This window comes from Salinicola aestuarinus (genome assembly GCF_003206645.1).
Taxonomy (GTDB): Bacteria; Pseudomonadota; Gammaproteobacteria; order Pseudomonadales; family Halomonadaceae; genus Salinicola; species Salinicola aestuarinus.
The window spans coordinates 258,713-282,155 of sequence record NZ_PZJP01000001.1; the positions used below are offsets into that span (position 1 = coordinate 258,713).

At 65.1% G+C, this 23,443-nt stretch carries 20 protein-coding genes; 7 read left to right on the forward strand and 13 right to left on the reverse strand.

The annotated features are described in order from the left end of the window. Positions 1-166: 166 nt before the first annotated feature. The 6 genes from DOM41_RS01140 to lldD form a co-directional block, all read right to left on the reverse strand. Complete coding sequence (locus DOM41_RS01140; protein WP_110685006.1) at positions 167-1,177, reverse strand: dipeptide ABC transporter ATP-binding protein; 1,011 nt, start codon at positions 1,175-1,177, stop codon at positions 167-169. Next, a complete protein-coding gene (locus DOM41_RS01145) occupies positions 1,174-2,229 on the reverse strand; it encodes an ABC transporter ATP-binding protein (RefSeq protein ID WP_110685007.1) in 1,056 nt (351 codons plus the stop codon). Before DOM41_RS01145 ends, DOM41_RS01140 begins: the two co-directional genes overlap by 4 nt. Before the next feature lie 16 nt (positions 2,230-2,245). Continuing rightward, on the reverse strand, positions 2,246-3,145 hold the full coding sequence (locus DOM41_RS01150) for an ABC transporter permease subunit (protein WP_223160895.1): 900 nt from the start codon (positions 3,143-3,145) through the stop codon (positions 2,246-2,248). A 12-nt stretch (positions 3,146-3,157) separates the two neighbouring features. After that, positions 3,158-4,162 (reverse strand): ABC transporter permease subunit, encoded by a 1,005-nt coding sequence (locus DOM41_RS01155; RefSeq protein ID WP_110685009.1) that lies wholly within the window; start codon positions 4,160-4,162, stop codon positions 3,158-3,160. A gap of 75 nt (positions 4,163-4,237) precedes the next feature. Next, the gene (locus tag DOM41_RS01160) at positions 4,238-5,827 is read right to left on the reverse strand and encodes an ABC transporter substrate-binding protein (RefSeq protein WP_223160896.1); all 1,590 of its coding nucleotides are present in this window, start codon (positions 5,825-5,827) and stop codon (positions 4,238-4,240) included. 252 nt (positions 5,828-6,079) lie between these two features. Further along, positions 6,080-7,216, reverse strand: coding sequence for an FMN-dependent L-lactate dehydrogenase LldD (lldD, locus tag DOM41_RS01165; protein WP_110685011.1), 1,137 nt, complete (start codon positions 7,214-7,216; stop codon positions 6,080-6,082). Positions 7,217-7,515: 299 nt separating this feature from the next. Here lldD and DOM41_RS01170 point away from each other — a divergent pair, with 299 nt between their 5' ends. Then, positions 7,516-8,526, forward strand: a complete 1,011-nt coding sequence (locus tag DOM41_RS01170) for an Ldh family oxidoreductase (RefSeq protein ID WP_110685012.1) — start codon at positions 7,516-7,518, stop codon at positions 8,524-8,526. A gap of 86 nt (positions 8,527-8,612) precedes the next feature. Here the strand turns inward: DOM41_RS01170 and DOM41_RS01175 are convergent, their stop codons facing one another. Further along, positions 8,613-9,476, reverse strand: coding sequence for a glycine betaine ABC transporter substrate-binding protein (locus DOM41_RS01175; protein WP_110685208.1), 864 nt, complete (start codon positions 9,474-9,476; stop codon positions 8,613-8,615). Positions 9,477-9,559: 83 nt separating this feature from the next. Then, a complete protein-coding gene (locus tag DOM41_RS01180; RefSeq protein ID WP_110685013.1) occupies positions 9,560-10,465 on the reverse strand; it encodes a MurR/RpiR family transcriptional regulator in 906 nt (301 codons plus the stop codon). Positions 10,466-10,685: 220 nt separating this feature from the next. Between DOM41_RS01180 and DOM41_RS01185 the strand changes: the two genes are divergently transcribed. From DOM41_RS01185 to DOM41_RS01200, 4 genes are all read left to right on the forward strand, one after another. Continuing rightward, complete coding sequence (locus tag DOM41_RS01185) at positions 10,686-12,011, forward strand: aspartate aminotransferase family protein (protein WP_110685014.1); 1,326 nt, start codon at positions 10,686-10,688, stop codon at positions 12,009-12,011. 43 nt (positions 12,012-12,054) lie between these two features. Beyond that, a complete protein-coding gene (locus DOM41_RS01190) occupies positions 12,055-12,627 on the forward strand; it encodes a carboxymuconolactone decarboxylase family protein (protein ID WP_110685015.1) in 573 nt (190 codons plus the stop codon). 264 nt (positions 12,628-12,891) lie between these two features. Continuing rightward, entirely contained in the window at positions 12,892-13,122 is a 231-nt protein-coding gene (locus DOM41_RS01195; RefSeq protein ID WP_110685016.1) for a DUF2835 family protein, read from the forward strand. Between the two features lie 416 nt (positions 13,123-13,538). Next, positions 13,539-15,737, forward strand: a complete 2,199-nt coding sequence (locus DOM41_RS01200) for an OsmC domain/YcaO domain-containing protein (protein WP_110685017.1) — start codon at positions 13,539-13,541, stop codon at positions 15,735-15,737. Positions 15,738-15,821: 84 nt separating this feature from the next. Here the strand turns inward: DOM41_RS01200 and DOM41_RS01205 are convergent, their stop codons facing one another. Continuing rightward, positions 15,822-16,772, reverse strand: a complete 951-nt coding sequence (locus DOM41_RS01205; protein ID WP_110685018.1) for a LysR family transcriptional regulator — start codon at positions 16,770-16,772, stop codon at positions 15,822-15,824. Between the two features lie 111 nt (positions 16,773-16,883). Between DOM41_RS01205 and DOM41_RS01210 the strand changes: the two genes are divergently transcribed. After that, complete coding sequence (locus DOM41_RS01210) at positions 16,884-18,056, forward strand: alkene reductase (RefSeq protein ID WP_110685209.1); 1,173 nt, start codon at positions 16,884-16,886, stop codon at positions 18,054-18,056. A 43-nt stretch (positions 18,057-18,099) separates the two neighbouring features. On the opposite strand, the gene DOM41_RS01215 is transcribed toward DOM41_RS01210, so the two are convergent. Continuing rightward, complete coding sequence (locus DOM41_RS01215) at positions 18,100-18,495, reverse strand: GFA family protein (protein WP_110685019.1); 396 nt, start codon at positions 18,493-18,495, stop codon at positions 18,100-18,102. Between the two features lie 189 nt (positions 18,496-18,684). On the opposite strand from DOM41_RS01215, the gene DOM41_RS01220 reads away from it, so the two are divergent. Continuing rightward, positions 18,685-20,268: an alkaline phosphatase D family protein gene (locus tag DOM41_RS01220; protein WP_110685020.1), complete on the forward strand. Its 1,584-nt coding sequence runs from the start codon at positions 18,685-18,687 to the stop codon at positions 20,266-20,268. A 95-nt stretch (positions 20,269-20,363) separates the two neighbouring features. Here DOM41_RS01220 and DOM41_RS01225 read toward each other — a convergent pair whose 3' ends face one another. The 3 genes from DOM41_RS01225 to DOM41_RS01235 all read right to left on the reverse strand — a co-directional run bounded on the left by DOM41_RS01225 (position 20,364) and on the right by DOM41_RS01235 (position 23,260). After that, positions 20,364-21,863: a sodium:solute symporter family protein gene (locus tag DOM41_RS01225; protein WP_110685021.1), complete on the reverse strand. Its 1,500-nt coding sequence runs from the start codon at positions 21,861-21,863 to the stop codon at positions 20,364-20,366. A gap of 3 nt (positions 21,864-21,866) precedes the next feature. Next, complete coding sequence (locus DOM41_RS01230) at positions 21,867-22,133, reverse strand: hypothetical protein (protein WP_110685022.1); 267 nt, start codon at positions 22,131-22,133, stop codon at positions 21,867-21,869. 218 nt (positions 22,134-22,351) lie between these two features. Continuing rightward, positions 22,352-23,260 carry a LysR family transcriptional regulator gene (locus DOM41_RS01235; RefSeq protein ID WP_110685023.1) on the reverse strand — a complete coding sequence of 303 codons (909 nt, stop codon included), beginning with the start codon at positions 23,258-23,260 and terminating at the stop codon, positions 22,352-22,354. Positions 23,261-23,443: the final 183 nt, after the last annotated feature.

Below are 23,443 nucleotides of genomic sequence, written 5' to 3' on the forward strand. Positions count from 1 at the left end.
TTCATCGTGCGTTGGCCTCTAGCCTAGCCAATCATGATGCCAACGAAAGCGGTGAATGGGCTGGGAAACGACTCGCCGCGGCGCGCGCCCAGCGCTGCGGCGCCACCAGGCGTCACTCGCCGTAGTGGCACCGCAACGACCGACCTCGCATCAGCCCCCCAGCGCCCTACCTCGCCTCAGCAACGGCGTGCTGAGCGGTCGCCTGATCGACGTGGATACACGCGACCTCGACCCCGTCGACGACGGTCTCGAGCGGCGGGTCGATCTGCGTGCATTCGTCCGTTGCCAGATGACAGCGTGGGGCGAACGGACAACCCGGCGGCGGGCTGAGCGGTGACGGCGGTTCCCCCTTGAGCTTGACCCGCTCGCGCTGGCGATTGGGGTCGGCCACGGGCGTCGCCGAGAACAGCGCCTGGGTGTAGGGGTGGCGCGGCGTGGTAAACACCTCCTCCGCCGGCCCGGTCTCTACCGGCTGACCGAAGTACATCACGATCACGTCGTCGGCGATGCGGCGCACCACCGAGAGATCGTGAGAGATGAACACGTAGGCCAGCCCGAACTCGTCCTGAAGATCCGCCAGCAGGTTGAGTACCTGCGCCTGAATCGACAGATCCAGCGCCGACACCGGCTCGTCGAGCACCAGGATGCGCGGGTTGAGCATCAGCGCGCGAGCGATGGCGATCCGCTGCCGCTGGCCGCCGGAGAACATGTGCGGATAGCGGTCGGCGTGCTCGGGTCGCAGCCCCACCTTGGCGATCATCTCCAGTGCCTTTTCGCGTCGCTCGGTAGCGCTCATCTCACGGCGATTGAGCCGCAGAGGCTCCTCCAGCATTGTCGCCACGGTCTTGCGCGGATTGAGCGAGCCGTAGGGGTTCTGGAAGATGATCTGCACCTCGCGGCGCAGCTCGGCGGGCGGACGCTGACCCTCTTTGAGCGAGACGTGGTGGCCGCCGATGGTGAGCTCGCCACTGGTGGGCGGCTCGATCATCGTCAGGACGCGGGCCAGCGTCGACTTGCCACAGCCCGACTCGCCGACCACCGCCAGCGTCTGGCCGGGATAGAGCTCGAAGCTCGCCTCATTGAGCGCCTTCACCGTGGCCGGCTTGGAGAAGGTGCCGCCCTTGACCTGATAATGGCGCGTGAGATGACGTGCGCTGAGTACGGCGTCACCGCTCATGGGCGCACCTCCGATTGGCTGGCGTCCGAGTCGCTGGGTGCCGGCGGCAGGTCGCCCGGCGACACGTCGTCCGGCGTGGTGGCATCGCCAGGGCTTCCCAGCGGGTAGTGGCAGAGCGTACGCGCCGGGTCGCCCGGCGAGGCGACCGGAGCGACCTCGCGGCAGTGCTCGGTCACGTACTGACAGCGCGGGTTGAACAGGCACCCCGTGGGCCGGTCGTGCTGGCCGGGCACCACGCCGGGGATGGTCGGCAGGCGATCCTGACCGCTGGCGCGCTCCGGCAGCGCCGACAGCAGCGCCTCGGTGTAGGGGTGACGTGGACTGGCGAAGAGCGACTTCACCGCCTGCTTCTCCACCTGCCGTCCGGCATACTGGACGATCACGTTCCTGGCCGTCTCTGCCACCACACCCATGTCGTGGGTGATCAGAATCAGCGCCATGCCGGTCTCTTCCTGCAGCTTGAGCAGCAGCTCGAGAATCTGCGCCTGAATGGTGACGTCGAGTGCCGTGGTCGGCTCGTCGGCAATCAGCAGGCGTGGATCGCAGGAGATCGCCATGGCAATCATCACGCGCTGACTCATGCCGCCGGATAGCTGGTGCGGATACGCCTTGATCCGTCGGGCCGGGTCGGGGATACCGACCTGGGCGAGCAGGTCGAGGGCCCGCTCGTGGCGCTCCTTGCGATTTCCGCCCTTGTGCTGCTTGATCATCTCGTCGATCTGGGTGCCGACGGTGAAGCAGGGGTTCAGGCTGGTCATCGGCTCCTGAAAGATCATCGACATCTCGCCCCCGACGATCCGACGGCGCTCGCGGGCGCTCAGTTGCTGAAGATCACGCCCGTCGAACTCCATCCTGTCTGCGGTGACCTGAGCCGTCCACGGCAGCAGCCCCATGGTCGCCAGCATCGAAACCGACTTGCCGGAACCGGACTCGCCGACGATCGACCACACTTCGCCGCGGTCGACGCGGATATCCACGTCCTCCACGGCGGCAAACAGCCCGCTGCTCGTCTGGAAACGAACGCTGAGGCCTTCGATATCGAGTAAAGCCATGTGAAGTCCTCCGGCGTTATGAGCGTTTCATCTTGGGGTCGAGCGCGTCGCGCAGGCCGTCACCCATCACGTTGATCATCAATACCGTCAGCAGGATCACCAGCCCCGGGAAGGTCACCGCCCAGTAGGCGCTGCCCATGAACTCGCGGGCATTGGCGAGCATCGCGCCCCACTCGGGCGTCGGCGGCTGTACGCCCATGCCGAGAAAGCCGAGTGCAGCGATATCCAGAATCGCGGTGGAGAACGACAGGGTCGCCTGCACGATCAGCGGCGCCATGCAGTTGGGCAACAGCGTATTGAACATCAACCGCATGTGCCCGGCGCCCGCCAGTCGGCTGGCGATGACGTACTCGCGGCTCTTTTCGCCGATCACCGCCGCCCGGGTCAGGCGCACGAAATACGGCAGCTGCACCAGGGCGATGGCGATCATCGCGCTGGTCAGGCCGGGACTCAGGATCGCCACCAGCCCGAGGGCGAGCAGCAGGCTCGGAAACGCCAGTACCACGTCCATGACACGGGTGATGATGGTCTCGACCCATCCACGGAAATAGCCCGCCAACAGGCCGAGGAAGATGCCGCCGATCATCGAGAGCAGCACCACCATGGCGCTGATCGAGAGCGAGTAGCGCGCACCGAAGATCAGCCGCGAAAGGATGTCGCGACCCACGGCGTCGGTGCCCAGCAGATAGCGCCAGCTCCCCTCGTCGTGCCAGACCGGCGGCACCAGCAGCGCCGAGCGGTCCTGCATCGCCGGATCGTGCGGCGCGACCCAGGGAGCGAACAGCGCCACCAGCATGATCAGCGTGATGAAGATCAGCCCGGTGAGCGCGCCACGGTTGGTACTGAAGTCCTTCCAGAACGAACCCAGCTGATAGCGGAAAGTGCCGGGTGCAGCGGGGGTGGAGATTGCAGCCATTGTCATGCCCCCTTAGTGGCGAATGCGCGGGTTGATGACGCCATAGGCCACATCCACCAGCAGATTGACGATCATCACGATGAACGCGATCAGCACCAGACCGCCCTGCACCGAGGGGTAGTCACGCCGCGAGATCGCATCGATCATCCACTTGCCGATACCGGGCCAGGAGAAGATCGTCTCGGTGAGGATGGCGCCGGCGAGCAGCAAGCCCACCTGCAGCCCGATCACCGTGACCACCGAGATCAGCGCATTGCGCAGGGTGTGGACCATGATCACGCGGAAGTTGGAGAGCCCCTTTGCGCGCGCCGTGCGCACATAGTCCTCGCCCAGCACCTCGAGCATGGAGGAGCGGGTCTGACGCGCGATCACCGCCAGCGGAATGGTCCCCAACACGATCGATGGCAGAACCAGATGGTGCAGGGCCGAGAGAAACGCGTCCCAATTTCCCGCCAGCAGCGTATCGATGGTCATGAATCCGGTGACCGAATCGATGAAGTACATAAATGAAATTCGCCCGGAAACCGGCGTCCAGCCCAGCGTCCCGGAGAAGAACATGATCAACAACAGCCCCCACCAGAAGATCGGCATGGAGTAGCCGGTGAGGCTGACACCGACGACGGTGTGATCGAGCAGCTTGCCGCGCCGAGTCGCCGCGAGCACGCCTGCCGGCAGGCCGATGATCACCGCGAAGGCGAGGGCAAAGAGCGAAAGCTCCAGCGTGGCCGGAAAGCGGCTGAAGAATTCACCGGTGACCGGCGAATGCGTGACCAGTGAATCGCCGAGATCGCCTTGCAGGAGCCCCTTCAGGAAGTCCCAGTACTGAACGACCAGCGGTCGGTCGAAGCCGAACTGCGCCTGCAGCTCGGCATAGCGCGCCGCGGAGATACCCCGCTCGCCCGCCATGAGAAGAATCGGGTCGCCCGGCAACAGGCGAATGAAAGCGAACGCCACGATGGTGACGCCGATGAAGGTCGGCACCAGCTGCGCCAGCTTGACCAGTAGGAATCTGAGCATATTGGAAGTCTGGCTAGTCACGCGCGGGCGCGAAGCGGCTGTCAGGGCCGCTTCGCGCACCACGAAGGGAGGGAGTTACTCTTCGATGTCGACGCCTTCGAAACTATGGCCACCGAGCGGATCGACCGTATAGCCCGTCACGTCCTGACGAAGCGGCATGAAGACCGTGGAGTGGGCGATGGTGTTCCAGGGCGCCTGCTCCTTGAAGATCACCTGAGCCTGCTCGTAGAGCGCGGCGCGTTCGGCCTGATCGTCCAGCGTTTTGGCTTTCTGAATCAGCTCGTCGAACGGCTCGTAGCACCACTGGGAGCGGTTCGCGCCACCCACCCCGTCGCAGCCGAGCAGCACGCCGAGGAAGTTGTCCGGGTCGCCGTTGTCGCCGGTCCAGCCGAGAATGACCGCACCGTCGCGATCCTCGTTCTTGGAGCGCTCTAGGTACTCGCCCCATTCGTAGGTGACGATGTTGGCGGTCACACCGACCTTGGCCAGATCCGACTGCATCAGCTCGGCAGTCCGCCGCGCGTTGGGCATGTACGGCCGTTGAACCGGCATCGCCCACAGATCCATCTCAAGGTCCTCGACGCCGGCGTCCTCGAGCATCTGCTGGGCCTGCTCGGGATCGTAGGGGTCGTCTTCGATGTCGTCGTTGTAGCCCCACATGGTCGGCGGAATCGGGTTCTTGGCGACTTCGCCCGCGCCCTGGAACACCGCGTCGATGATCGCTTCCTTGTTGACGGCCATGTTCAACGCCTTGCGCACCTCGACCTGATCGAACGGCGGTTGCTGGGTGTTGTAGGCGAAGTAGGCGACGTTGAGTCCCGGCTCCTCGAGCACCTGAATGTCGTCGGCGCTCTTCATCGCGTCGACGTCGGACGGATTGGGGAACGGCATCACGTGGCACTCGCCGGCCCGCAGCTTCTGATAGCGCACCTGGGCGTCGGAGGTGATCGCGAACACCAGATTGTCGATCGGCTGCTGGCCACGGAAGTAGTCCGGGTTGGCCTGATAACGGATCGCGGCGTCTTCACGGTAGTCGACGAACTGGAACGGGCCGGTGCCGATGGGGCGCTGGTTGGCCTGCTCCGGATTCCCCTGCTCGATCAGCTGCTCTTCATACTCCTTGGAGTGGATCGAGGCGAAATCCATCGCGAGGTTGGCGATGAACGGCGCTTCCGGACGGGTCAGATGGAAAGTGACGGTGTGGTCGTCGACCTTCTCGATCGACTCGATCAGTTCGCCCATGCTCATGGCGTTGAAGTACTCGAAGCCACCGTTGGCGAGCTTGTAGTACTCGTTGTTTTCGTCCATCTGGCGCTCAAAGGTCCAGATGACATCGTCGGCAGTGAGGCCGCGGCTCGGGGTGAAGTAGTCGGTGGTCTGGAATTTGACGTCGTCACGCAGGTGGAAAGTGACCTCGAGTCCGTCGTCGGAGACCTCCCAGCTCTCGGCCAGTGCCGGTTCGACCTCGGTGGTGCCCGGGGTGAACTGCACGATGCGGTTGTAGACCGTTTTGCTCGAGGCGTCGAAGGTTGTCCCTGCCGTGTAGAGCGAGGGATCGAAGCCTTCCGGAGAGCCTTCCGAGCAGTAGACGAGAGTTTTTGCCATTACCGGAGTGGTGGCCATTACCGCGGCCGCCACGCTAGCGGCCAGTAACGTCTTTTTCATTATCATTCTCCGCACAGCGCTTGCTGTTATTGTGATGTCTGGCTTGTGGCCAGTGGTCAGTGTCGCACCTGCTACCGATCGCGGACGACCGGCAATCGCGACAGAGTAGAGCGATCCGTCGCGCAAGATCAATCCGGCAATGGCGTTAGATCGTTGTATCTGGTCGCAATCACCCATCCATCGTCGTCGATTTCGTGTTTCGCCACCGACGTCGAGCGCCCCGGCAACCTCTCGGCTTGCGCCGGCACGGGATCAGGCCGGTACCAGCGAATCCGGGCCGAGATCGGCGATCGAGCGGGTGCTGGTCAACGTCATCGCCACCCGCATCTCCTTTTCGAACAGCTCGAGCATGTGGGAGACACCGGCCTCTCCTGCCGCGGCCAGCGCGAAGAGCCAGGCGCGACCGAGCAGCACGCTGTCGGCGCCCAGCGCCAGCAGTCGCACCACGTCGAGCCCGTTGCGCACGCCGGAGTCCGCCAGCACGGTGAGATCGCCGCCCACCGCCTCGGCAATCGCGGGCAGCGCCCGCGTGGTCGACAGTACGCCATCGAGCTGACGCCCGCCGTGGTTGGAGACGACGATGCCGTCGGCACCGAAGCGCACCGCATCGCGGGCGTCCTCGGGGTCGAGAATCCCCTTGATGATCATCGGTCCTTTCCAGAACTCGCGGATCCACTCCAGATCCTTCCACGAGATGGCCGGGTCGAAATTCTTCGCAAGCCAGCCGATATAGTCCTCGAGCCCCGTCACCTGGCCACGATATTCCGAGACGTTGCCCAGATCGTGCGGGCGCCCCTTGAGCCCCACATCCCAGCTCCAGAACGGATGCGTCGCCGCCTGCAGCATCCGCCGCTGGGCGGCGAACCTGCCGCTCATGCCGGAGTGCGCATCACGATAGCGCGCGCCAGGCGTGGGCATGTCGACGGTAAACACCAGCGTGCGCACCCCCGCCGCCCACGCTTTCTCCAGCACGTGCTGCATGAAGCCGCGGTCCTTGAGCACGTAGAGCTGGAACCAGATGGGACGGCTGGAGGCGCGGGCGACCTCCTCTACCGGGCAGACCGATACCGTGGAGAGCGTGAACGGAATGCCCTTCGCCGCCGCCGCCCGCGCCGCCTGCACCTCGCCGCGCCGGGCGAACATGCCGGCCAGGCCGATCGGCCCCAGCGCCACCGGCATCGGCAGCCGCTCGCCGAACAGCTCGGTCTCCAGCGACAGTTCGGACATGTCCTTGAGCACCCGCTGACGCAGCGCGATCTCGGAGAGGTCGTCGACGTTGCGCTTGAGCGTGTGCTCGGCGTAGGAGCCGCCGTCGGCGTAGTGAAACAGAAACGGCGGCAGGCGGCGCCGGGCGGCGCGGCGGTAATCGGTGGCGGCGGAGATGATCATGGCGTGACTCGTCGGCCTGAGGGAGACGTTCTCGGTCGTTGCCGTATCGACTGACCTCAGCGATGACGACGCAGGCGGCAAGCCCGGAACGTCTCCAAGCTACGCGTCAGCCGGCGCCGGCTCCATGCGTTGCGCCTGCTTCTTTCGTCGTAGGCGCGCCGGTCGTATGACTGCCTCGCGCTCGACCTTGGTCTAACGGGCGACAACCTCGAGACCCGTTACCCTGTCTCGCCACGCCGCTGGCGATGCCTGTGGCGCCGACGCCATGCCCTCCCGTTCCATGCCATCCCGAGTGCTTCATGTCCGAGACCGTCACCCTCACGCTTTCAGAGGCCGACTCGCTGAGCCGGCGCATTCTGGCCGACGCCGGCTTCAGCGACGCCCATGCCGAGGCGATCACCCGCAGCGTCGTCGCCGCCCAGCGCGACGAGTGCCACTCCCACGGGCTCTATCGGCTGCTCGGCTGCGTGGAGGCGGCGCGCAAGGGCGCCCTCGAGACGCGTCTCGCCCCCGAGGTGATCGATCAGGCTCCCGGGATCGTGCGCATCGACGCCCGGCACGGCTGTTCGCTGCTCGCCTTCGAGCAGGGCAAGGCCGCGCTCCAGGCCAAGGCGGCGCAGAACGGCATCGCCGTGCTCGCGATCAACCGCTGCTTTCACTTTTCCGCGCTCTGGTCCGAGGTCGAGGCACTAGCAGAACTGGGGCTCGCGGCCATCGCCATGAACCCGACGCAGGCCTTCGTCGCCCCCGCCGGCGGCGTGCAGGCGCTGCTGGGGACCAACCCGTTCGCTTTCGCCTGGCCGCGCCCGGGCGCACACCCCTACGTCTTCGACTTCGCCACCAGCGTCGCCGCCCGCGGCGAGATCGAGCTTCACCAGCGCGCCGGTGACGCGATCCCCGAGGGCTGGGCCGTGGCTCGCGACGGCGCCCCCACCAACGACCCGACCGCCGCTCTCGAGGGTGCCATGCTGCCCTTCGGCGGCCACAAGGGCTCGGCGCTCTCGACCATGATCGAGCTGCTCGCAGGCCCGCTGATCGACGACGCATTGAGCTTCGAGACTCAAGCCGCCAACGACGCCGGCACCGGCCGACCGCATCACGGCGAGCTGATCATCGCGCTGTCGCCGAAGGCCTTTCTCGGCGAGCGCACTGACGGCCAGCTCGATCACGCCGAGCGGCTCTTCGAGCGAATTCTCGACCAAGGCGCACGGCTGCCCTCCCAGCGCCGGTTCGAAGCACGGGAACGCAGCCACCAAGCGGGCGTGACGATCCCGGAACCGCTGTATCGGGATCTGGAAGCGCTGACCTAGCGCGGACGCTCAGCAAGCGTGAACGCCCGCCAAGCGCTGAGGGAACGCCGGATAAGCGTGAACGCCCCGCCAGCGTTGAGGGAACGCTAGGCGTCGTCGCCGGCGGCGAGCCAGCCGTCGACCTGATCGCGGTTGGCATCGAGCCAGGTTTGCGCACCGTCGACCGGGTCGCCCACGGATTCTATCTCCGACATCAGCTCGCCGAGACTCTCGTCGCTCATGTGCCAAGCGTCGAGCACCGCCGTCAGCCAGGGGTCGTCGGCAGCGAACCCTTCGCGGGAGAACCAGTAGATGGTATCGCCGTCGCCATAGACCTTCTCCGGGTCGTCGAGATACTTGAGATCGTAATCGGCAAACGCCCAGTGCGGATTCCACAGCGTAACCACGATCGGTTCTTGGTTCGCGTAGGCGCTGCCGAGCGCCGACATCATCGCCGGTTCCGAGCTGTTTACCTGCTCAAGCGGCAGTTCGTAGGTCTCGATGGCGTCGTCGGTCATGCCGGCGATCGCCGACCCCGGGTCGATGCCCAGAATGGTCGGACGGCCCTGATACTCGAACTCGTCGGCACGCTCGCCAAGTTCACCGATGCTGTCGATATCGACGTAGCTCGGCACCACCAGTCCCAGGCCGGTGCGGTCGTACCAGGCGTCGTGAACCTCGAGCGTCTCCTTGTAGGGTGCGAGAAACGCCTTGTCGGTATACGGCAGCCACAGCTCGAGCGACAGGTCGATATCGTCCGCGGCCATCCCGGCGAAGAGTGCACTCTTGCCGACGTTGGCAAGCTCGATGTCGTAGTCGTGATTCTCGAGCACGAGCTTCCACAGATTGGCGACGGCGATGTTCTCCGCCCAGTTGTTGGTGCCGAGCGTCAGCGATTTGTCCTGCGCCTCGGCCACGCCCGTCGTGGCCAGAAGCGCCCCGACGATCCAAGGGGTCACGGTCGCTTTCATCTGCATCGCTCCTTTATCGTGTTGTATTCGGATCATGCTGTTTACCTACCGCCACCGAGCCTGACTAACCTGCACGGCAGAGCTCACTCCCGGCGATCGCTGCCGTGAGTCGACTCGACGAAGGTATCGAGATGCGCCAGCTGTTCATCCATCGACGCGAGCCCGGCTCGGGTCGTCTCGGTATCGGCTTCCGCCAATAGAGCGCACAGCGCCTCGGAGACGGCGAGCGCGGGCGTAAGGGTATGAAAGAAGCTATCGCCGCCCGTCGGACAGACGAGGACCTGCTCGGCGAAAGTGGCCAGTGGCGAGACGGGGCTGTCGGTCACGGCGATCACGCGACAGCCTCGCTCGCGCGCCCAACGGACGAGTGCCAGCGTGTCGGCGGTGTAGGGATGGACTGAAAATGCCAGCAGTACGTCTCCGGGCTGAGCTCGACTCAAGGCGTCACCGCCAGTGCCACCCGGGGCGTCGAGATGCACCGAACGCTCGCCGAGCAGCGACAGCACGTAGTGAAAATGCCAAGCCAAGGCATGACATGAGCGGCGCCCCAGCACGTAAACACGACGCGTCCCCGCGAGCAGCGCCGCGCTATTGCCGATCGCTTCAAGCATCTCCGGGGCACGTAGCCGCTCGAGCTGGTCGCCGAGGGACCCCAGCCGTCGATCGGCTCGCGACGCAGCGCTCCCCCCGGCCGCGTCCCGCGACGCCAGGCCGGCCGCGAATCCACGTCGGCGTGGCTCCTGGCCGCCAAGACGCACCGCCTGGGCGTAGCCGTCGCGCAGCTCTTCATATCCTGCCAGCCCCAGAAACTTCGCCAGTCGCGTCATCGTCGCCGGCTTCACACCGGCGTGGCGCGCCAGCTCGCGCATCGATACCAGCGCCACCTCGTCCGGATGCTCGAGAATATACCGCGCCGCTTGGCGCAACTGGGGCGACATCGTCTCGAAACTGGCAACGATCGATTCTCGCAGCGTCTCTCTATCGACCATTCATCGTCTCCTCGAACCCGCCGACCGGTCTTGCGTTTCGATCCTCGGCGGTCACTGTGCCGTCGCCCGTGGCATCGACCACGAGTTCGCGTCGCCAAGGTCGAGGATGAAACACATATGATTTATTTGGATCTTATTAACACATAGAGATTCATATGTTGCAAAGATGTCGGCGTTCCCTCATCGTCGACCGTATCCCGCGCCTTCGGAGCCTTCGCCCGTGTCCCGTATTCTGCATCGCCGCATCGACGCTTCCCTGCCCCACGCCGTGAGTGCCGAAGGGGTCACCATCACCGCCGCTGACGGCAAGCGCTATCTCGACGGCTCCGGCGGCGCGGCGGTCACCAGCGTGGGGCACGGCCACCCGGAGGTGCTCGCGGCCATGCGCGAGCAGCTCGACCGCCTCTGCTACGCCCACACGGCGTTTTTCACTACCGAGGCGGCAGAGTCCCTCGCCGAGCGGCTGGTCGAACTCGCGCCCGGCGGGCTGAATCACGTCTATCTCGTCTCCGGCGGTTCGGAGGCGGTGGAAGCGGCGCTGAAGATGGCGCGGCAGTACTGCGTCGAAATCGGCGAACCTGCCAGGCGCCATATCATCGCCCGACGTCAGAGCTACCACGGCAATACGCTCGGCGCGCTCGCGACCGGCGGCAACGCGCTGCGTCGGGCGCCGTTCGAGCCGCTGCTGCCGGAAACGCACCACGTCTCGCCCTGCTACGCCTATCGCGATCAGCGCGATGGCGAAATGCCCGAGGCCTACGCCGCCCGCCTCGCCGAAGAGCTGGAAGCCGAGATTCTCGCCCTCGGCGCCGAGAACGTGATGGCGTTCGTCGCCGAGCCGGTGGTGGGGGCGACGCTCGGCGCCGTGACCGCCACCGCGGACTATTTCCGGCGCGTGCGCCGGATCTGCGACCAACACGGCGTACTGCTGATCCTCGACGAAGTGATGTGCGGGATGGGGCGTACCGGCAGCGTCTTCGCCTGCGAGCAGGAGGGCGTCACGCCGGATATCGTCACCATCGCCAAGGGTCTCGGCGGCGGCTATCAGCCGATCGGCGCGGTCATGCTCTCCGAGCGGATCTTCGACGCCTTCGCTGGCGGTTCGGGGTTCTTCCAGCACGGGCATACCTACCTCGGTCACCCGATGGCTGCCGCGGCGGCGAACAAGGTGGTGGAGATCATCGCCCGGCCCGACACGCTCGCCAACGTGAATGCCATGGGCGAGCGGCTGCAGCGCGGGCTCGAGCAGGCGCTCGGCGATTCGCCCCACGTCGGCGATATCCGCGGCCGCGGGCTCTTTCGCGGTATCGAGCTGGTCGCCGACCGCGAGACCAAGACGCCCTTCGACCCGGCACGCAGGCTTCACGCGCGGATCAAGGCCGAGGCGATGGCGCGAGGGCTGATCTGCTACCCCGCCGGCGGCACCCTCGACGGCGTGCGTGGCGACCATGTCCTGCTCGCACCGCCCTACGTCATCGGCGCTGCCGACATCGATCGGATCGTCGAACGCCTCACCGATGCCATCCACGCCGCGATCGGCAAGTGACACCGGAATTCCGTCTTGTGCCACCCGTACTGGAGCGCCGCCAATGACCGCCCCCCGCCATGACTCCCCCTGTCCACCGCTGGCCGACGCCGACTGGCCGGAGACGATCGCCGATCTGCGCGCGGGCTTCGCCGGCTCGCTCAACGTCTACCGCACCATGGCGCACCGCCCTTCGCTGCTCAAAGCCTGGGCACCGCTGCGCCGCCATCTGGTCGAGGCCAACGCCTTGGGTCCGGCGCTCAGCGAAGTCGCCATCCTGCGCGCCGGCCACCGGCTGCAGTCCGCCTACGAGTGGGCGCACCACGTCAGCCGCGCCCGCCAGCTCGGCTTCGACGACGCCCGGATCGAATCGATTCGTCACATACCGCAAGGGACGGACGCCCTGATCGTCGGCGCCGTGGATGCCCTGCTCGACCGTCACGCCCTCGGCCCCGATCAGGAGGCCGAACTCGCCGACGCCATCGGCCGCGATGCCGTCTTCGACCTGATCGCACTGGTCGGTTTTTACTCGGTGCTGGGCGCACTGCTCGAGACCTACGCCACACCGCTCGATGAGCGCATTCAGCAAGAAGCAGAGGGGGCGCCGGCGCTTTTTGCGCTTGCCACCGCTCTGTAAAACCCAACAGGACACGAAGGTGCCTGCTAGGCGACAAAACACGCGTTTCCTACCGACACGTGACACCTTCGGCGCTATCAAACTTCTGTCGTTATCAAACCTCTGTCGTTGCGCCGACGGACGGGCCCCGTGCTCGGCCGTGGATCCGCGAGACGACAACCTTCCCAGGCCACCACCATGGTCGAATAGCCGGCCACACCGCACGCTTTAAAGTCGAGTGAGCGCCCGCCGATAGTTCCAGGATGATCTCTACCGAAGACCGCCATGCCCCACGTCGACATTTCACTCTCGCTGACGCTCGATGAGTGCCGTCACTACTACGCCGGCCACGCCGACTGGATCGATGCGCGAAGCCTCGATGGCCGCCGCGTGCGCTTTCCCGCGCGGGCGCTGCACCGCATCGTCGGGCCGGAGGGGGTGCACGGGGTGTATCGGCTGGTATTCGATGAGACAGGCCGATTTGAAAAGCTGTATGGCTTGGGGAACCTGAGATAATCCCTTTTTGGGAGAACCATAGCGAAACAAGCAAGAGTATTGATTGCCAATTGAGCACTCGAACCCCCAAAGCGATAGGGCGTTTGAGCACCCAGAGTCCAGAAAACACCACCAGAGAGTCATAACTTATAGGTTACAGCGATAAATCCCGGTTTGACGGGATGCACTTTGACTATCAGTGGGCAAACAACCGCAAAACCAAACGTTGGTTATCGCTGAAATCTGCGTGTCAGCTATTACTGTTTTCACCTTCCTCTTAATCGCACCGATTTAAACAATTGGGATGTTATTCGAAAGAAAGAATCCGACCGCAGGGTTTACCCCTCCCCCAAGACATCCCCTGCCCAAACCCGGATAATGGCCGCCATTCGGCTCGCGCTTGCGCAGCCCTGCCACTTGCCAACCCGGTCTACCCTATGGAAATCAAGGTCAACTATCTCGACAACCTGCGCCAGGAGGCGAAGTTCGACGACTTCACGGTGCTCACCGACCAGCCGATCCGCTACAAGGGCGACGGCTCGGCACCGGGGCCGTTCGACTACTTCCTCGCCTCCACGGTGCTCTGCGCGGCCTACTTCGTGCGGGTCTACTGCAACGCTCGCGAGATTCCCACCGAGAACATAAGGCTTTCGCAGAACAACATCGTCGATCCTGAGAACCGCTACAACCAGATCTTCCGCATTCAGGTCGAGCTGCCGGCGGAGATCTCGGACAAGGACCGCACCGGCATTCTGCGCTCCATCGAGCGCTGCTCGGTCAAGCGGGTGATCCAGAACAACCCCGAGTTCCAGATCGAGGCGGTGGACAACATCGACGAGGACGCCCAGGCGCTGCTGATGGGCGGCGCACTCGACAAGGACGGCGGCGAGGGCGACGGAACCTGGATCGAGGGCAAGGACTTGCCGCTGGAGCAGACCATCGCCAACATGACCGGCATCCTCGAGCGGCTCGGCATGAAGATCGAGATCGCCTCCTGGCGCAACATCGTGCCCCACGTCTGGTCGCTGCACATTCGCGATGCGGCGTCGCCGATGTGCTTCACCAACGGCAAGGGCGTGACCAAGGAGGCCGCGCTCTGCTCGGCACTGGGCGAATTCATCGAGCGCCTCTCGTGCAACTTCTTCTATAACGACCAGTTCTTCGGCCGCGAGATCGCCGATGCCGAGTTCGTCCACTATCCCAACGAGCGCTGGTTCCAGCCAGGGCCGAACGATGAGCTGCCGGCGGAGATTCTCGACGATCACTGCCGCGCACTCTTCGACCCGGAGGGCGAGCTCAGAGGCTCGCATCTGTTCGATACCAACTCCGGACGCACCGACCGCGGCATCGTCTCACTGCCGTTCCAGCGCCACTCCGACGGCGAGACGGTGTGGTTCCCGTCGAACCTGATCGAGAATCTGTATCTCAGCAACGGCATGAGTGCCGGCAACACCATTGCCGAAGCTCAGGTGCAGTGCCTCTCGGAGATCTTCGAGCGGGCGGTGAAGCGCCAGATTCTGGAAGAGGAGATCGCCCTGCCGGACGTACCGGACGCCGTGCTGGCGCAATACCCGTCTATCAGCGAGGGCGTGAAGGCGCTGGAAGCGCAGGGCTTTCCGGTGCTGGTGAAGGATGCATCATTAGGCGGGCGCTTCCCGGTCGCCTGCGTGACGCTGATGAATCCGCGTACTGGCGGCGTTTTCGCCTCCTTCGGCGCCCACGCGAGCCTTTCGGTCGCCATCGAGCGCAGCCTCACCGAGCTGCTGCAGGGGCGCAGCTTCGAAGGCATGGACGACCTGCCGGCACCGACCTTCAACGCCCAGGCAGTGGCGGAGCCCAACAACTTCGTCGAGCACTTCATCGACTCCTCCGGGGTCGTCTCCTGGCGCTTCTTCAGCGACAGCGCCGATGTCGACTTCGTCGAGTGGGACTTCTCCGGCACGACCGCGGAAGAGACCGCCAATTTGTTCGGCATCCTCGAAGCGGAGGGGCTGGAAGCCTACGTCGCCATTCATGAAGACCTCGGCGCGCCGGTCTGTCGCATCCTGGTGCCGGGCTACTCCGAGGTCTATCCGGTGGAGGATCTGGTGTGGGACAACACCAACATGGCGCTCAATTACCGCGACGAGATTCTCAACCTGCATGCGCTGGAGGACGAGGCGCTCGCCGACCTGCTCACGCGACTGGAGGAGAGCGAGCTCGACGAGCAGATGAAGATCGTCACGCTCATCGGCATCGAGTTCGACGACAACACGGTGTGGTCAGAGCTGACCATCGCCGAGCTGAAGCTGTTGATCAGCCTGGCGCTGGGCCAGTACGAGGACGCGCTGGACCGCGCGCAGATGTTCCTGCAGTTCAACGACAACACCCGCGACCGCGGCCTGTTCTATCAGGCGCTCTCGGCGGTGCTGGAGATCGCACTGGATGACGATCTCGACTTCGCGGACTACCAGCGTAACCTCACCCGCATGTTCGGCGAGGAGAAGATCAACGCCGCCGTCGGCTCGGTCAACGGCGACGTGCGCTTCTACGGCCTCACGCCTACCAACAGCGAACTGGACGGCATCGACCGGCACCAGCGCCTGATCGAGAGCTACAGAAAGCTTCACGCCTGGCGCGCGGCGAACGCCCACTGATCTCACGATACGCGCCACCCGGCAACTCGCCGCTCAAAGCCGCCTCTCAGGGCGGCTTTGTCGTCATGGGCCGCGAGCGGCGAATTATCCGGAGATGCGCTCGAGTTTCTCGATCATCCACTGATGAATCGCGCTCTCCTGGGTGCGCGGATGCCAGGCAACGGCAACCTCGAAGGTCGGGGTGGCAAAGTCGACCGTCAGCGCTGCCACCTTGGGATTGGGCAGCAGCCGAGAAGGGTAGAACGCGATCAGGTCGGTGGTGTAGAGCACGTCCGGTGCCGCCTTGAAGGTCGGCACGGACATGACGATGTTACGCTCCAGCCCCTGGCTGGCAAACCACTGATCGTGGGAGCCCTTGAGCGCCGAACGCGACGGCGAGACCACCAGTTGCGGCAAGGCGGCGATCTCGTCGATCGAGAAGGCGCACCCGTGCAGCGTCGACTCGCTGCTGGCGATACACAGGTGACGGTCGTCGAAGAGCGTGAGGTAGGGCAGCGAATCCGGCAGGAAGTCGGGAAACGAGAGCACCAGATCGAGCTCGCCGGCCATCAGCTTCTGCTCGACGCGGTCGGTCTCGAAGGGCTGCACGATCAGCTTGAGCAGGGGCGCCTGCTGACGCACCTCACGCAGAAACGCCGGCAGGATCGCCTGCATCGCGTAGTCGGTCGCGCTGAGCGTCACCACCCCCTGGTAGGTGGCGGGGGTAAACTCGCTCGGTTCCAGCAGCGAGTCGATCTCCTGAAGAATCCGGCCGACCCGTTCGCCGAGCGCGAGCGCGAGCGGCGTGGCACTCATGCGATTGCCCTGCCGCAGAAAGAGTCGGTCGTCGAAGAGTTCCCGCAGCTTGCGCAGCTGCTCGCTGATGGCCTGCTGGGTCAGGCCCATGTCGGCCGCCACGCGGGAGAGATTACGCTCGCGCAGCAGCGCCTGAAGCACCCGGAGCTGCTTCAGGTCGAGCCGGTTGAGTCGTCCGGCGCGGCTTGCGCTTCCGGCCGGCTGCCGGGCGCTGTCGCCCCCCTCTTCATCACCACTCATATTGGTAACCTTTACAACAAAACCTTGTTTCAAATGGTAGCTGCGACTCCCTAATCTCCCCACATCAAAATCGACCGAGACGCGGTGGACCCGATTCGCCGGCGCAACGACATGAGTGGGAAGACTATGGATAACGCAGCACTGTTCGAATCGGTCCGTCTTGGGCCGTTTACCCTGAGAAACCGCATCGTGATGCCCCCGCTGACGCGCTCGCGCAGCAGCCAGCCAGGCAACGTCCCCAACGCGTGGATGGTCGAGTATTACGCCCAGCGCGCCGGCGCCGGGTTCATGGTCACCGAGGGTACGCAGATCGAGCCGCGCGGCCAGGGCTACGCCTGGACGCCGGGCATCCACTCCCAGGCGCAGATCGAGGGCTGGAAGGCGGTGACCGAGGCCGTTCACGCCCGCGATGGCGTCATCTTCTCTCAGCTCTGGCACGTCGGCCGGGTATCGCACCGCTCACTGCAGCCGGGCGGCAAGGCACCGATCGCGCCTTCGGCGATTCGCGCCGACTCGGTCAGCGTCTTCGTCGAGACCGCGCCGGGCGAAGGCATGCTGACCGAGCCGAGCGAGCCCGACGCGCTGACCACGGCGGAAGTCGAAGAGCTGGTGGCACTCTACGCCCAGGCCGCACGCAATGCCCTGGCAGCCGGCTTTGACGGTGTCGAGCTGCACTGCGCCAACGGCTATCTGGTCAACCAGTTCATCTCCGAGCATACCAACACTCGCAGCGACCGCTACGGCGGGAGCCTCGACAATCGCCTGCGCTTTCTCGAAGAGATCGTCGAAGCGGTCGCCGGCGTGTTCGGCCCCGAGCGCGTTGGGGTTCGCTTCTCGCCGCTGTTCGAGAGCACCGAAGAGGATCGCGTCTATCTGGGGCTGGTCGAAAGCGATCCGCAAACCACCTATGTCACGGCGATCGAGCGACTCGAGCAGGCAGGTGTCGCCTACGTGTCGCTGGCCGAAGCGGACTGGGACAATGCCCCGGACCTGCCGGAGACCTTCTACCGGGCCGTGCGCAAGACCTTCTCCGGGCGCCTGCTCTACGCCGGGCGCTACACGCCGGAGAAAGCGCTGTGGATGCGCGAGCAGGGTTACGGCGATCTCTTCGCCTTCGGCCGCCCCTTCATCGCCAACCCGGACCTGCCCGAACGGCTCTCCAACGGCTGGCCGCTGAACGATGTCGACCCGGCAACGATGTACGGCGGCACCGACGTCGGCTATATCGACTATCCGGTTTACGCCGAAACCCCTGCCGACGTCGACAGCGAAGCCCCCGCCTGAACTCGCGATGCGTGACTCGTGCCGACCGCCGGCGCCCCGGGCGTCAGCGGTCGGCCGGATGGTTCACGCCGTCGTAGACCACGACCTCGCCCAGATCATACGGATTGACGCCCTCGAGGCAGCCGATGTTGTAGCCGTACTCATTGGGGGTCGAGCGACGCCGGTGATGGGTGTAGATACCGCAGTATCCGCAGAAGTAGTGCTTCGCCGCCAAGGTATTGAACTGGTAGCAGCGCAGCGCGTCCTCCCCCGCGATCAGATGCAGTGCCGTCAGCGGCACGCCTGATGTGATCGCCCCCTTGCGCCGGCATAGCGAGCAGTCGCAGCGGTGCGGATCGACCACGCCGTCCGGGAGCTCGAGTTCGAGCACCACCGCACCGCAATGACAGTGCAACCGGTGGCGCGATTGGATCTCGGTGTTGCCGATACGTTTGATCATGCGCGCTCTCTCCTTTGCTTACCGTCGAATGTTGACGCCGCACGCCGGGCGCATGCGCCCTCATGTCAGCCGTTGCCGTTCGCTGACGGTCGGCGCCCGGTCCGACGACGACACTTCATCCAAGCGTCATCGACGGCGAATAGCCTGTTCTTCTCGAGTTTCGCCGATTCGCGCGAAGAGGAGTCCAGCATGACACAGCCACACGATTCACTGACACGACGTCGTTTCCTGACCACCAGCGGACAGCTTGGTGCCGGTCTGGCAGGAATGGGGCTATTCGGCGCACCGGCGATCGTGCTCGCCGAGGGCCGGCGCCCAAGCGTCGAAGGCGGCGTGATGAGCGGCGACGTCATGGCCGACCGCGCCATGCTCTGGGGACGGGCTAGCCGGCCCTCGCGCCTGTGGGTCGAGATCGCTGACAACCCGGCATTTCGCGGCGCCCGCCGACTTTCTCCCATCGACGTGCTGCCGAGCAGCGATCTGATCGGCAAGATCGACGCCACCGGTCTCGGCGGCATGGAGCAGGTCCACTACCGCGTGCGGTTCGCGGCCTACGGTGACGAGCGCGCGCTGAGCGAGCCGGTCGTGGGGCAGTTTCGCCTGCCGCCGACCACGCCACGCAACCTGCGTTTCGTCTGGTCCGGCGATGTGGTCGGTCAGGGTTGGGGCATCGACGAATCCCGCGGCGGCATGCGGACCTGGGAAACGATGCGCCAGCTCCAGCCGGATTTTTTCATCCACTCCGGCGACAGTGTCTACGCCGACGGCCCGCTCGAGTCAGAGGTTGAACTGCCCGACGGCGGCGTCTGGCGCAACGTCGTCACGCCGGCCAAGCAGAAGGTGGCGGAGACGCTGGCCGAGTACCGCGGCCAGCACGCCTACAACCATCTCGATGCCAACTTCCGCCGTTTCGCCGCCGAGGTGCCCATGCTGGCGCAGTGGGACGACCACGAGACGGTCAACAACTGGTATCCGCAGGAGCTTCTCGACGACGACCGCTACACCGAGAAGAACGTGGCGCTGCTCTCGGCTCGCGCCCGGCAGGCGTTCGTCGAGTACATGCCGATCCGCATGCCCCCCGAGGCACCGCAGCGCATCTACCGGCGCTTCTCCTACGGCCCGGGGATGGAAGTCTTCATGCTCGACATGCGCAGCTATCGCGGCCCCAACAGTCCCAATCGGCAATCGAATGCCTCGGAGGCAACGGCGTTTCTCGGCGAGAATCAGTTCCGCTGGCTGCGACAGGCGCTGAATGACTCCACCGCGACCTGGAAGATCATCGCTGCCGACATGCCCATCGGCATGGTGGTCGCGGACGGTGACCATTTCGAGGCGATCGCCAACGGTGACGACGGCCAGCCGCTCGGCCGCGAGCTGGAGATCGCCCGGCTGCTGCAGGCGATTCGCGACGACGATATCGCCAACGTGGTCTGGTTCACCGCCGACGTGCACTACACCGCCGCGCATCACTACGCCCCCGAGCGCGCCGCATTCAAACGCTTCAAGCCCTTCTGGGAGTTCGTCAGCGGCCCGCTCCACGCCGGCACCTTCGGCCCCAGCGAGATGGATGCGACCTTCGGCCCGGAGGTGGTCTTTCACAAGGCCCCGCCCGAGGGCCAATCGAACCTGCCGCCCTCGGCGGGCTATCAGTTCTTCGGGCAGGTGGACCTCGACGGCGAGAGCGAGTCACTGACGGTGCGGCTCAAGGATAGCGACGGCCACACGCTGCACACGCAGACGCTCACCCCCGAGGCTCGCACCGCCAACACCTGATCGACGCCGCACTGGCGGGTCAGCGATGAGGGCCCCGAAGCCGCGCCGGGATTCCGCTGACATCTCGCGCGCGGCCGATATGGCGAGACCAACGGTCAGTAGCGAAAGCCGATGACCTCACGCGCATGCGCTCGCTTCTCTTCCGAGGCCGCCGACATCAGGGTGCCGCCCACGCAGATGGCGAGGTTGAGCAGCAGTCCCCACAGGCCACTGTAGACGCCCAGCGGACGCAGACCGATGAAGGTGAAACCGGCCGCCAGCAGCGCTCCCACCAGCATGCCGATGAAGACCGCGCGTTCATTGAGGCGTGTCCAGTAGAGCCCGAGCACCAGCGCCGGCGCCGTCTGGATCAGCAGCTCGAACTTGAGTACGAAGATCTGATAGAGCGTGGCGGGCGGATACCAGGCAACGATCACCAGAATCACCACGGCTACCAGCCCCACCAGCTTGCCGACCAGCACTTTCTGATACTCGCTGGCGTCGGGGCGCACGTAGCGACCGTAGAGATCGTTGGAGACGATCGACGAGAAGGTCAGCAGCACCGAGTCGGCGGTGGAGACGATCGCCGCGATCACCCCGCCGAACAGCAGCACCATCGCCCAGTAGAAGAACGCATTCTGGTTGGCGAGCGCGTTGGCCATGACGCCCACCAGCTGCTCGGACTCCGCAGTGGTCAGCCCCGGGAAGGCGGCGATGCCGATGATGCCGACCATGAACACCACGCCGGCGGTCAGAAACGGCATGTAGGCCATGCGGATGAACGAGCGTTTCAGCGTGGCCTCGCTCTTGGCAGCGAAGATGCGCTGCACCGCGTGGGGATAGATCGCCGCGCCGATGCCCACCAGCACCAGAAGACTGAACCAGCGCGTCAGCGCCGGCCCCTCGGGCGGTGCGAGCCGCTCCGGCGTGGTGGCCTGCATCAGCTCGGCGGCGCTACCGAGGCCACCGAAGTAGTAGAGCGATCCGAACAGCAGCGTAAAGACACCGAACAGCAGCGCCAGCCCTTGGATGGTGTCGGTCCAGGCGACCGAGCGCATGCCGCCCAGCCAGCTGTAGGCGACCATGATGACGATGAAGAAGATCACGCCGACCTGATAGGGAATGGTACCGCCCGTGAGCCCCGCCACGCCCTGGCCGATCGCCACGAACTGCTCCAGCAGATAGTTGGCGAGACCGTAGAGCATCAGGGTGGCCGCCAGAATGGCCACACGCCGCGAGCGAAAGCGCAGCGCGATCCAGTCCACCGGTGTCAGCAGACTGAAGCGTCGGCCCAGCGCGTAGAGCCGCGGTGCGAACAACAGATACACCATGATGATCATGATGAAAAACGGCACCGAGACGAGGTACTGATACCCCATGCGATACGCGGTGGGCGGATAGCCGATGACCGTGTTGCCGCTGTACTGGGTGGCGAAGAAGGTGAAAAACAGCACCATCACGCCCAGTCCGCGACCGCCGAGGTAGTACTCGTCCAGACTCTCGCGCATGCCGCGGTTACGCAGAAAGGCGTAAAGCCCCACGCCGAGCATCAGTGTGCCGTAGAGCGCCAGCACCAAGATGCCCGACCAGCCGCTGAAGGCAAGTTCCACTTCCATGGCTCAGGCCTCCCCGTCGCGGTTAGGGTGATCTTCCGAGGTGCCGTAGCGCTCGTCGCTGTCGGTGTGCCATTGCGTCATTACCACCCAGGTAATGAAGACCGACAGCGCCAGCGATGCCACCAGCACGATGATCGCCCACAACGGCACGCCCAGAATCAGCGGCGTGGTCATGCCGGCGGGAAAGTACCAGGGGTTGATCAGCGCGAAGAGCAGCGCAAAGCCGATCCACACCCGGCGCTTGCGCACCGGCTCGCTCATTCGGGGCATGTCGTTCTCCTTCCACGGGCGGTGACCTGGCGACGCGTCGACGTTCACGGCGTGCCGTCAGCGGTCACGATCGGCGTCACCGGTCACGAATAGTTTGGAAGGGACTCTATCCAGCCGCGCGGCACGCTGGATATTGATGATTGATCAAGCGCGCCTTCGCCGATGGCGAAGCAATACGACCTTGGTCGCAGGCCAACACCCGACCCCACCCAGCGGGGTCAGGCGATGTCGTCGCGTCCGCCGCAGCGCATCAGGTGATCGACCAGTTGCCGGGCGATCACCGGCAGCGCCGCCACGTCACGCACTGCCAGGTACAGCTCGCGCGCCGCCCAGTCGTCGGTCAGCGGTAACGTGGCGAGCCGCAGGCCGTGACGTACCGCACCCACGGCGCGCTCGGGCAGGATGCCGACGCCCATGCCGCGATCGATCATGCGACAGATGCCCTCGAAACTGCGCACCTGGATCCGCATTCGCAGCGGCCGGTCGAATCCTCGCGAGCCCCGCTGCAGCAGCGCCTGCAGCGCGGTGTCCTGCTCCAGGCCGATGAAGTCGTTGTCGAGTGCATCGAACAGCGCCACCTGGGATCGCGCCGCCAGCGGGTGATCCGCCGGCGTGACCAGTACCAGCCGGTCACGTCGCCAGGGACGCACATCGAGCCCCTCGGCGTTCACATGCCCGGCGTAGAGGCCGATATCGGCCAGACCGTCGCGCACCGCGCCGATGATCTCGTGGCTGACCCGCTCGCGCAGGTCGATGCGAATCTGGGGAAAGCGCTCCATGAAATCGCCCAGATCGTCGGGCAGGAACTCGATGATCGAGGAGGTATTGGCGTGCAGGCGGATATGACCCTTGATCCCGATGCTGTATTCGCTCATGTCGGCATCCAGGCGCGACAGGTCGTTCAACATCTGGTGGGCGTGGTGCAGAAAGGCGTGGCCCGCCGCGGTCAGCTCGATACCGCGCGGGCGGCGGTAGAGCAACGAGATACCGAGCTGTTGCTCGAGATCGCTGATGCGCTTGCTGACCGCCGCCAGCGCCAGGTGTTCGCGCTCAGCGGCCCGGGTCAGGCTGAGCTCGTCGGCGATCGCCACGAACAGGCGCAGGGTGACGAAATCGAGGCGTTTCATGGTGCTCTCCGGCAGTGGGCCGTCTTCTCCGCCGCGAGGGCGAGGGTAGTGACTGGGGTTAAGACAGTGACGATGACAGTGGCGATGGCGTCTGCGACGACACCGGGGGCGCCATTGTGTCAGCGTCTTCGCCGTCTGCGAACGCTGCCTTGGTCAATCTCCAATTGAAGCGACGCCACGGCC

What these genes read in the sequence shown, in the direction of transcription:
- DOM41_RS01140 (WP_110685006.1), bottom strand. Translation starts at nt 1,177, where the DNA reads ATGAGCGGTGACGCCGTACTCAGCGCACGTCATCTCACGCGCCATTAT.
- DOM41_RS01145 (WP_110685007.1), bottom strand. Translation starts at nt 2,229, where the DNA reads ATGGCTTTACTCGATATCGAAGGCCTCAGCGTTCGTTTCCAGACGAGC.
- DOM41_RS01150 (WP_223160895.1), bottom strand. Translation starts at nt 3,145, where the DNA reads ATGGCTGCAATCTCCACCCCCGCTGCACCCGGCACTTTCCGCTATCAG.
- DOM41_RS01155 (WP_110685009.1), bottom strand. Translation starts at nt 4,162, where the DNA reads ATGCTCAGATTCCTACTGGTCAAGCTGGCGCAGCTGGTGCCGACCTTC.
- DOM41_RS01160 (WP_223160896.1), bottom strand. Translation starts at nt 5,827, where the DNA reads ATGAAAAAGACGTTACTGGCCGCTAGCGTGGCGGCCGCGGTAATGGCC.
- lldD (WP_110685011.1), bottom strand. Translation starts at nt 7,216, where the DNA reads ATGATCATCTCCGCCGCCACCGATTACCGCCGCGCCGCCCGGCGCCGC.
- DOM41_RS01170 (WP_110685012.1), top strand. Translation starts at nt 7,516, where the DNA reads ATGTCCGAGACCGTCACCCTCACGCTTTCAGAGGCCGACTCGCTGAGC.
- DOM41_RS01175 (WP_110685208.1), bottom strand. Translation starts at nt 9,476, where the DNA reads ATGAAAGCGACCGTGACCCCTTGGATCGTCGGGGCGCTTCTGGCCACG.
- DOM41_RS01180 (WP_110685013.1), bottom strand. Translation starts at nt 10,465, where the DNA reads ATGGTCGATAGAGAGACGCTGCGAGAATCGATCGTTGCCAGTTTCGAG.
- DOM41_RS01190 (WP_110685015.1), top strand. Translation starts at nt 12,055, where the DNA reads ATGACCGCCCCCCGCCATGACTCCCCCTGTCCACCGCTGGCCGACGCC.
- DOM41_RS01195 (WP_110685016.1), top strand. Translation starts at nt 12,892, where the DNA reads ATGCCCCACGTCGACATTTCACTCTCGCTGACGCTCGATGAGTGCCGT.
- DOM41_RS01200 (WP_110685017.1), top strand. Translation starts at nt 13,539, where the DNA reads ATGGAAATCAAGGTCAACTATCTCGACAACCTGCGCCAGGAGGCGAAG.
- DOM41_RS01205 (WP_110685018.1), bottom strand. Translation starts at nt 16,772, where the DNA reads ATGAGTGGTGATGAAGAGGGGGGCGACAGCGCCCGGCAGCCGGCCGGA.
- DOM41_RS01210 (WP_110685209.1), top strand. Translation starts at nt 16,884, where the DNA reads ATGAGTGGGAAGACTATGGATAACGCAGCACTGTTCGAATCGGTCCGT.
- DOM41_RS01215 (WP_110685019.1), bottom strand. Translation starts at nt 18,495, where the DNA reads ATGATCAAACGTATCGGCAACACCGAGATCCAATCGCGCCACCGGTTG.
- DOM41_RS01220 (WP_110685020.1), top strand. Translation starts at nt 18,685, where the DNA reads ATGACACAGCCACACGATTCACTGACACGACGTCGTTTCCTGACCACC.
- DOM41_RS01225 (WP_110685021.1), bottom strand. Translation starts at nt 21,863, where the DNA reads ATGGAAGTGGAACTTGCCTTCAGCGGCTGGTCGGGCATCTTGGTGCTG.
- DOM41_RS01230 (WP_110685022.1), bottom strand. Translation starts at nt 22,133, where the DNA reads ATGCCCCGAATGAGCGAGCCGGTGCGCAAGCGCCGGGTGTGGATCGGC.
- DOM41_RS01235 (WP_110685023.1), bottom strand. Translation starts at nt 23,260, where the DNA reads ATGAAACGCCTCGATTTCGTCACCCTGCGCCTGTTCGTGGCGATCGCC.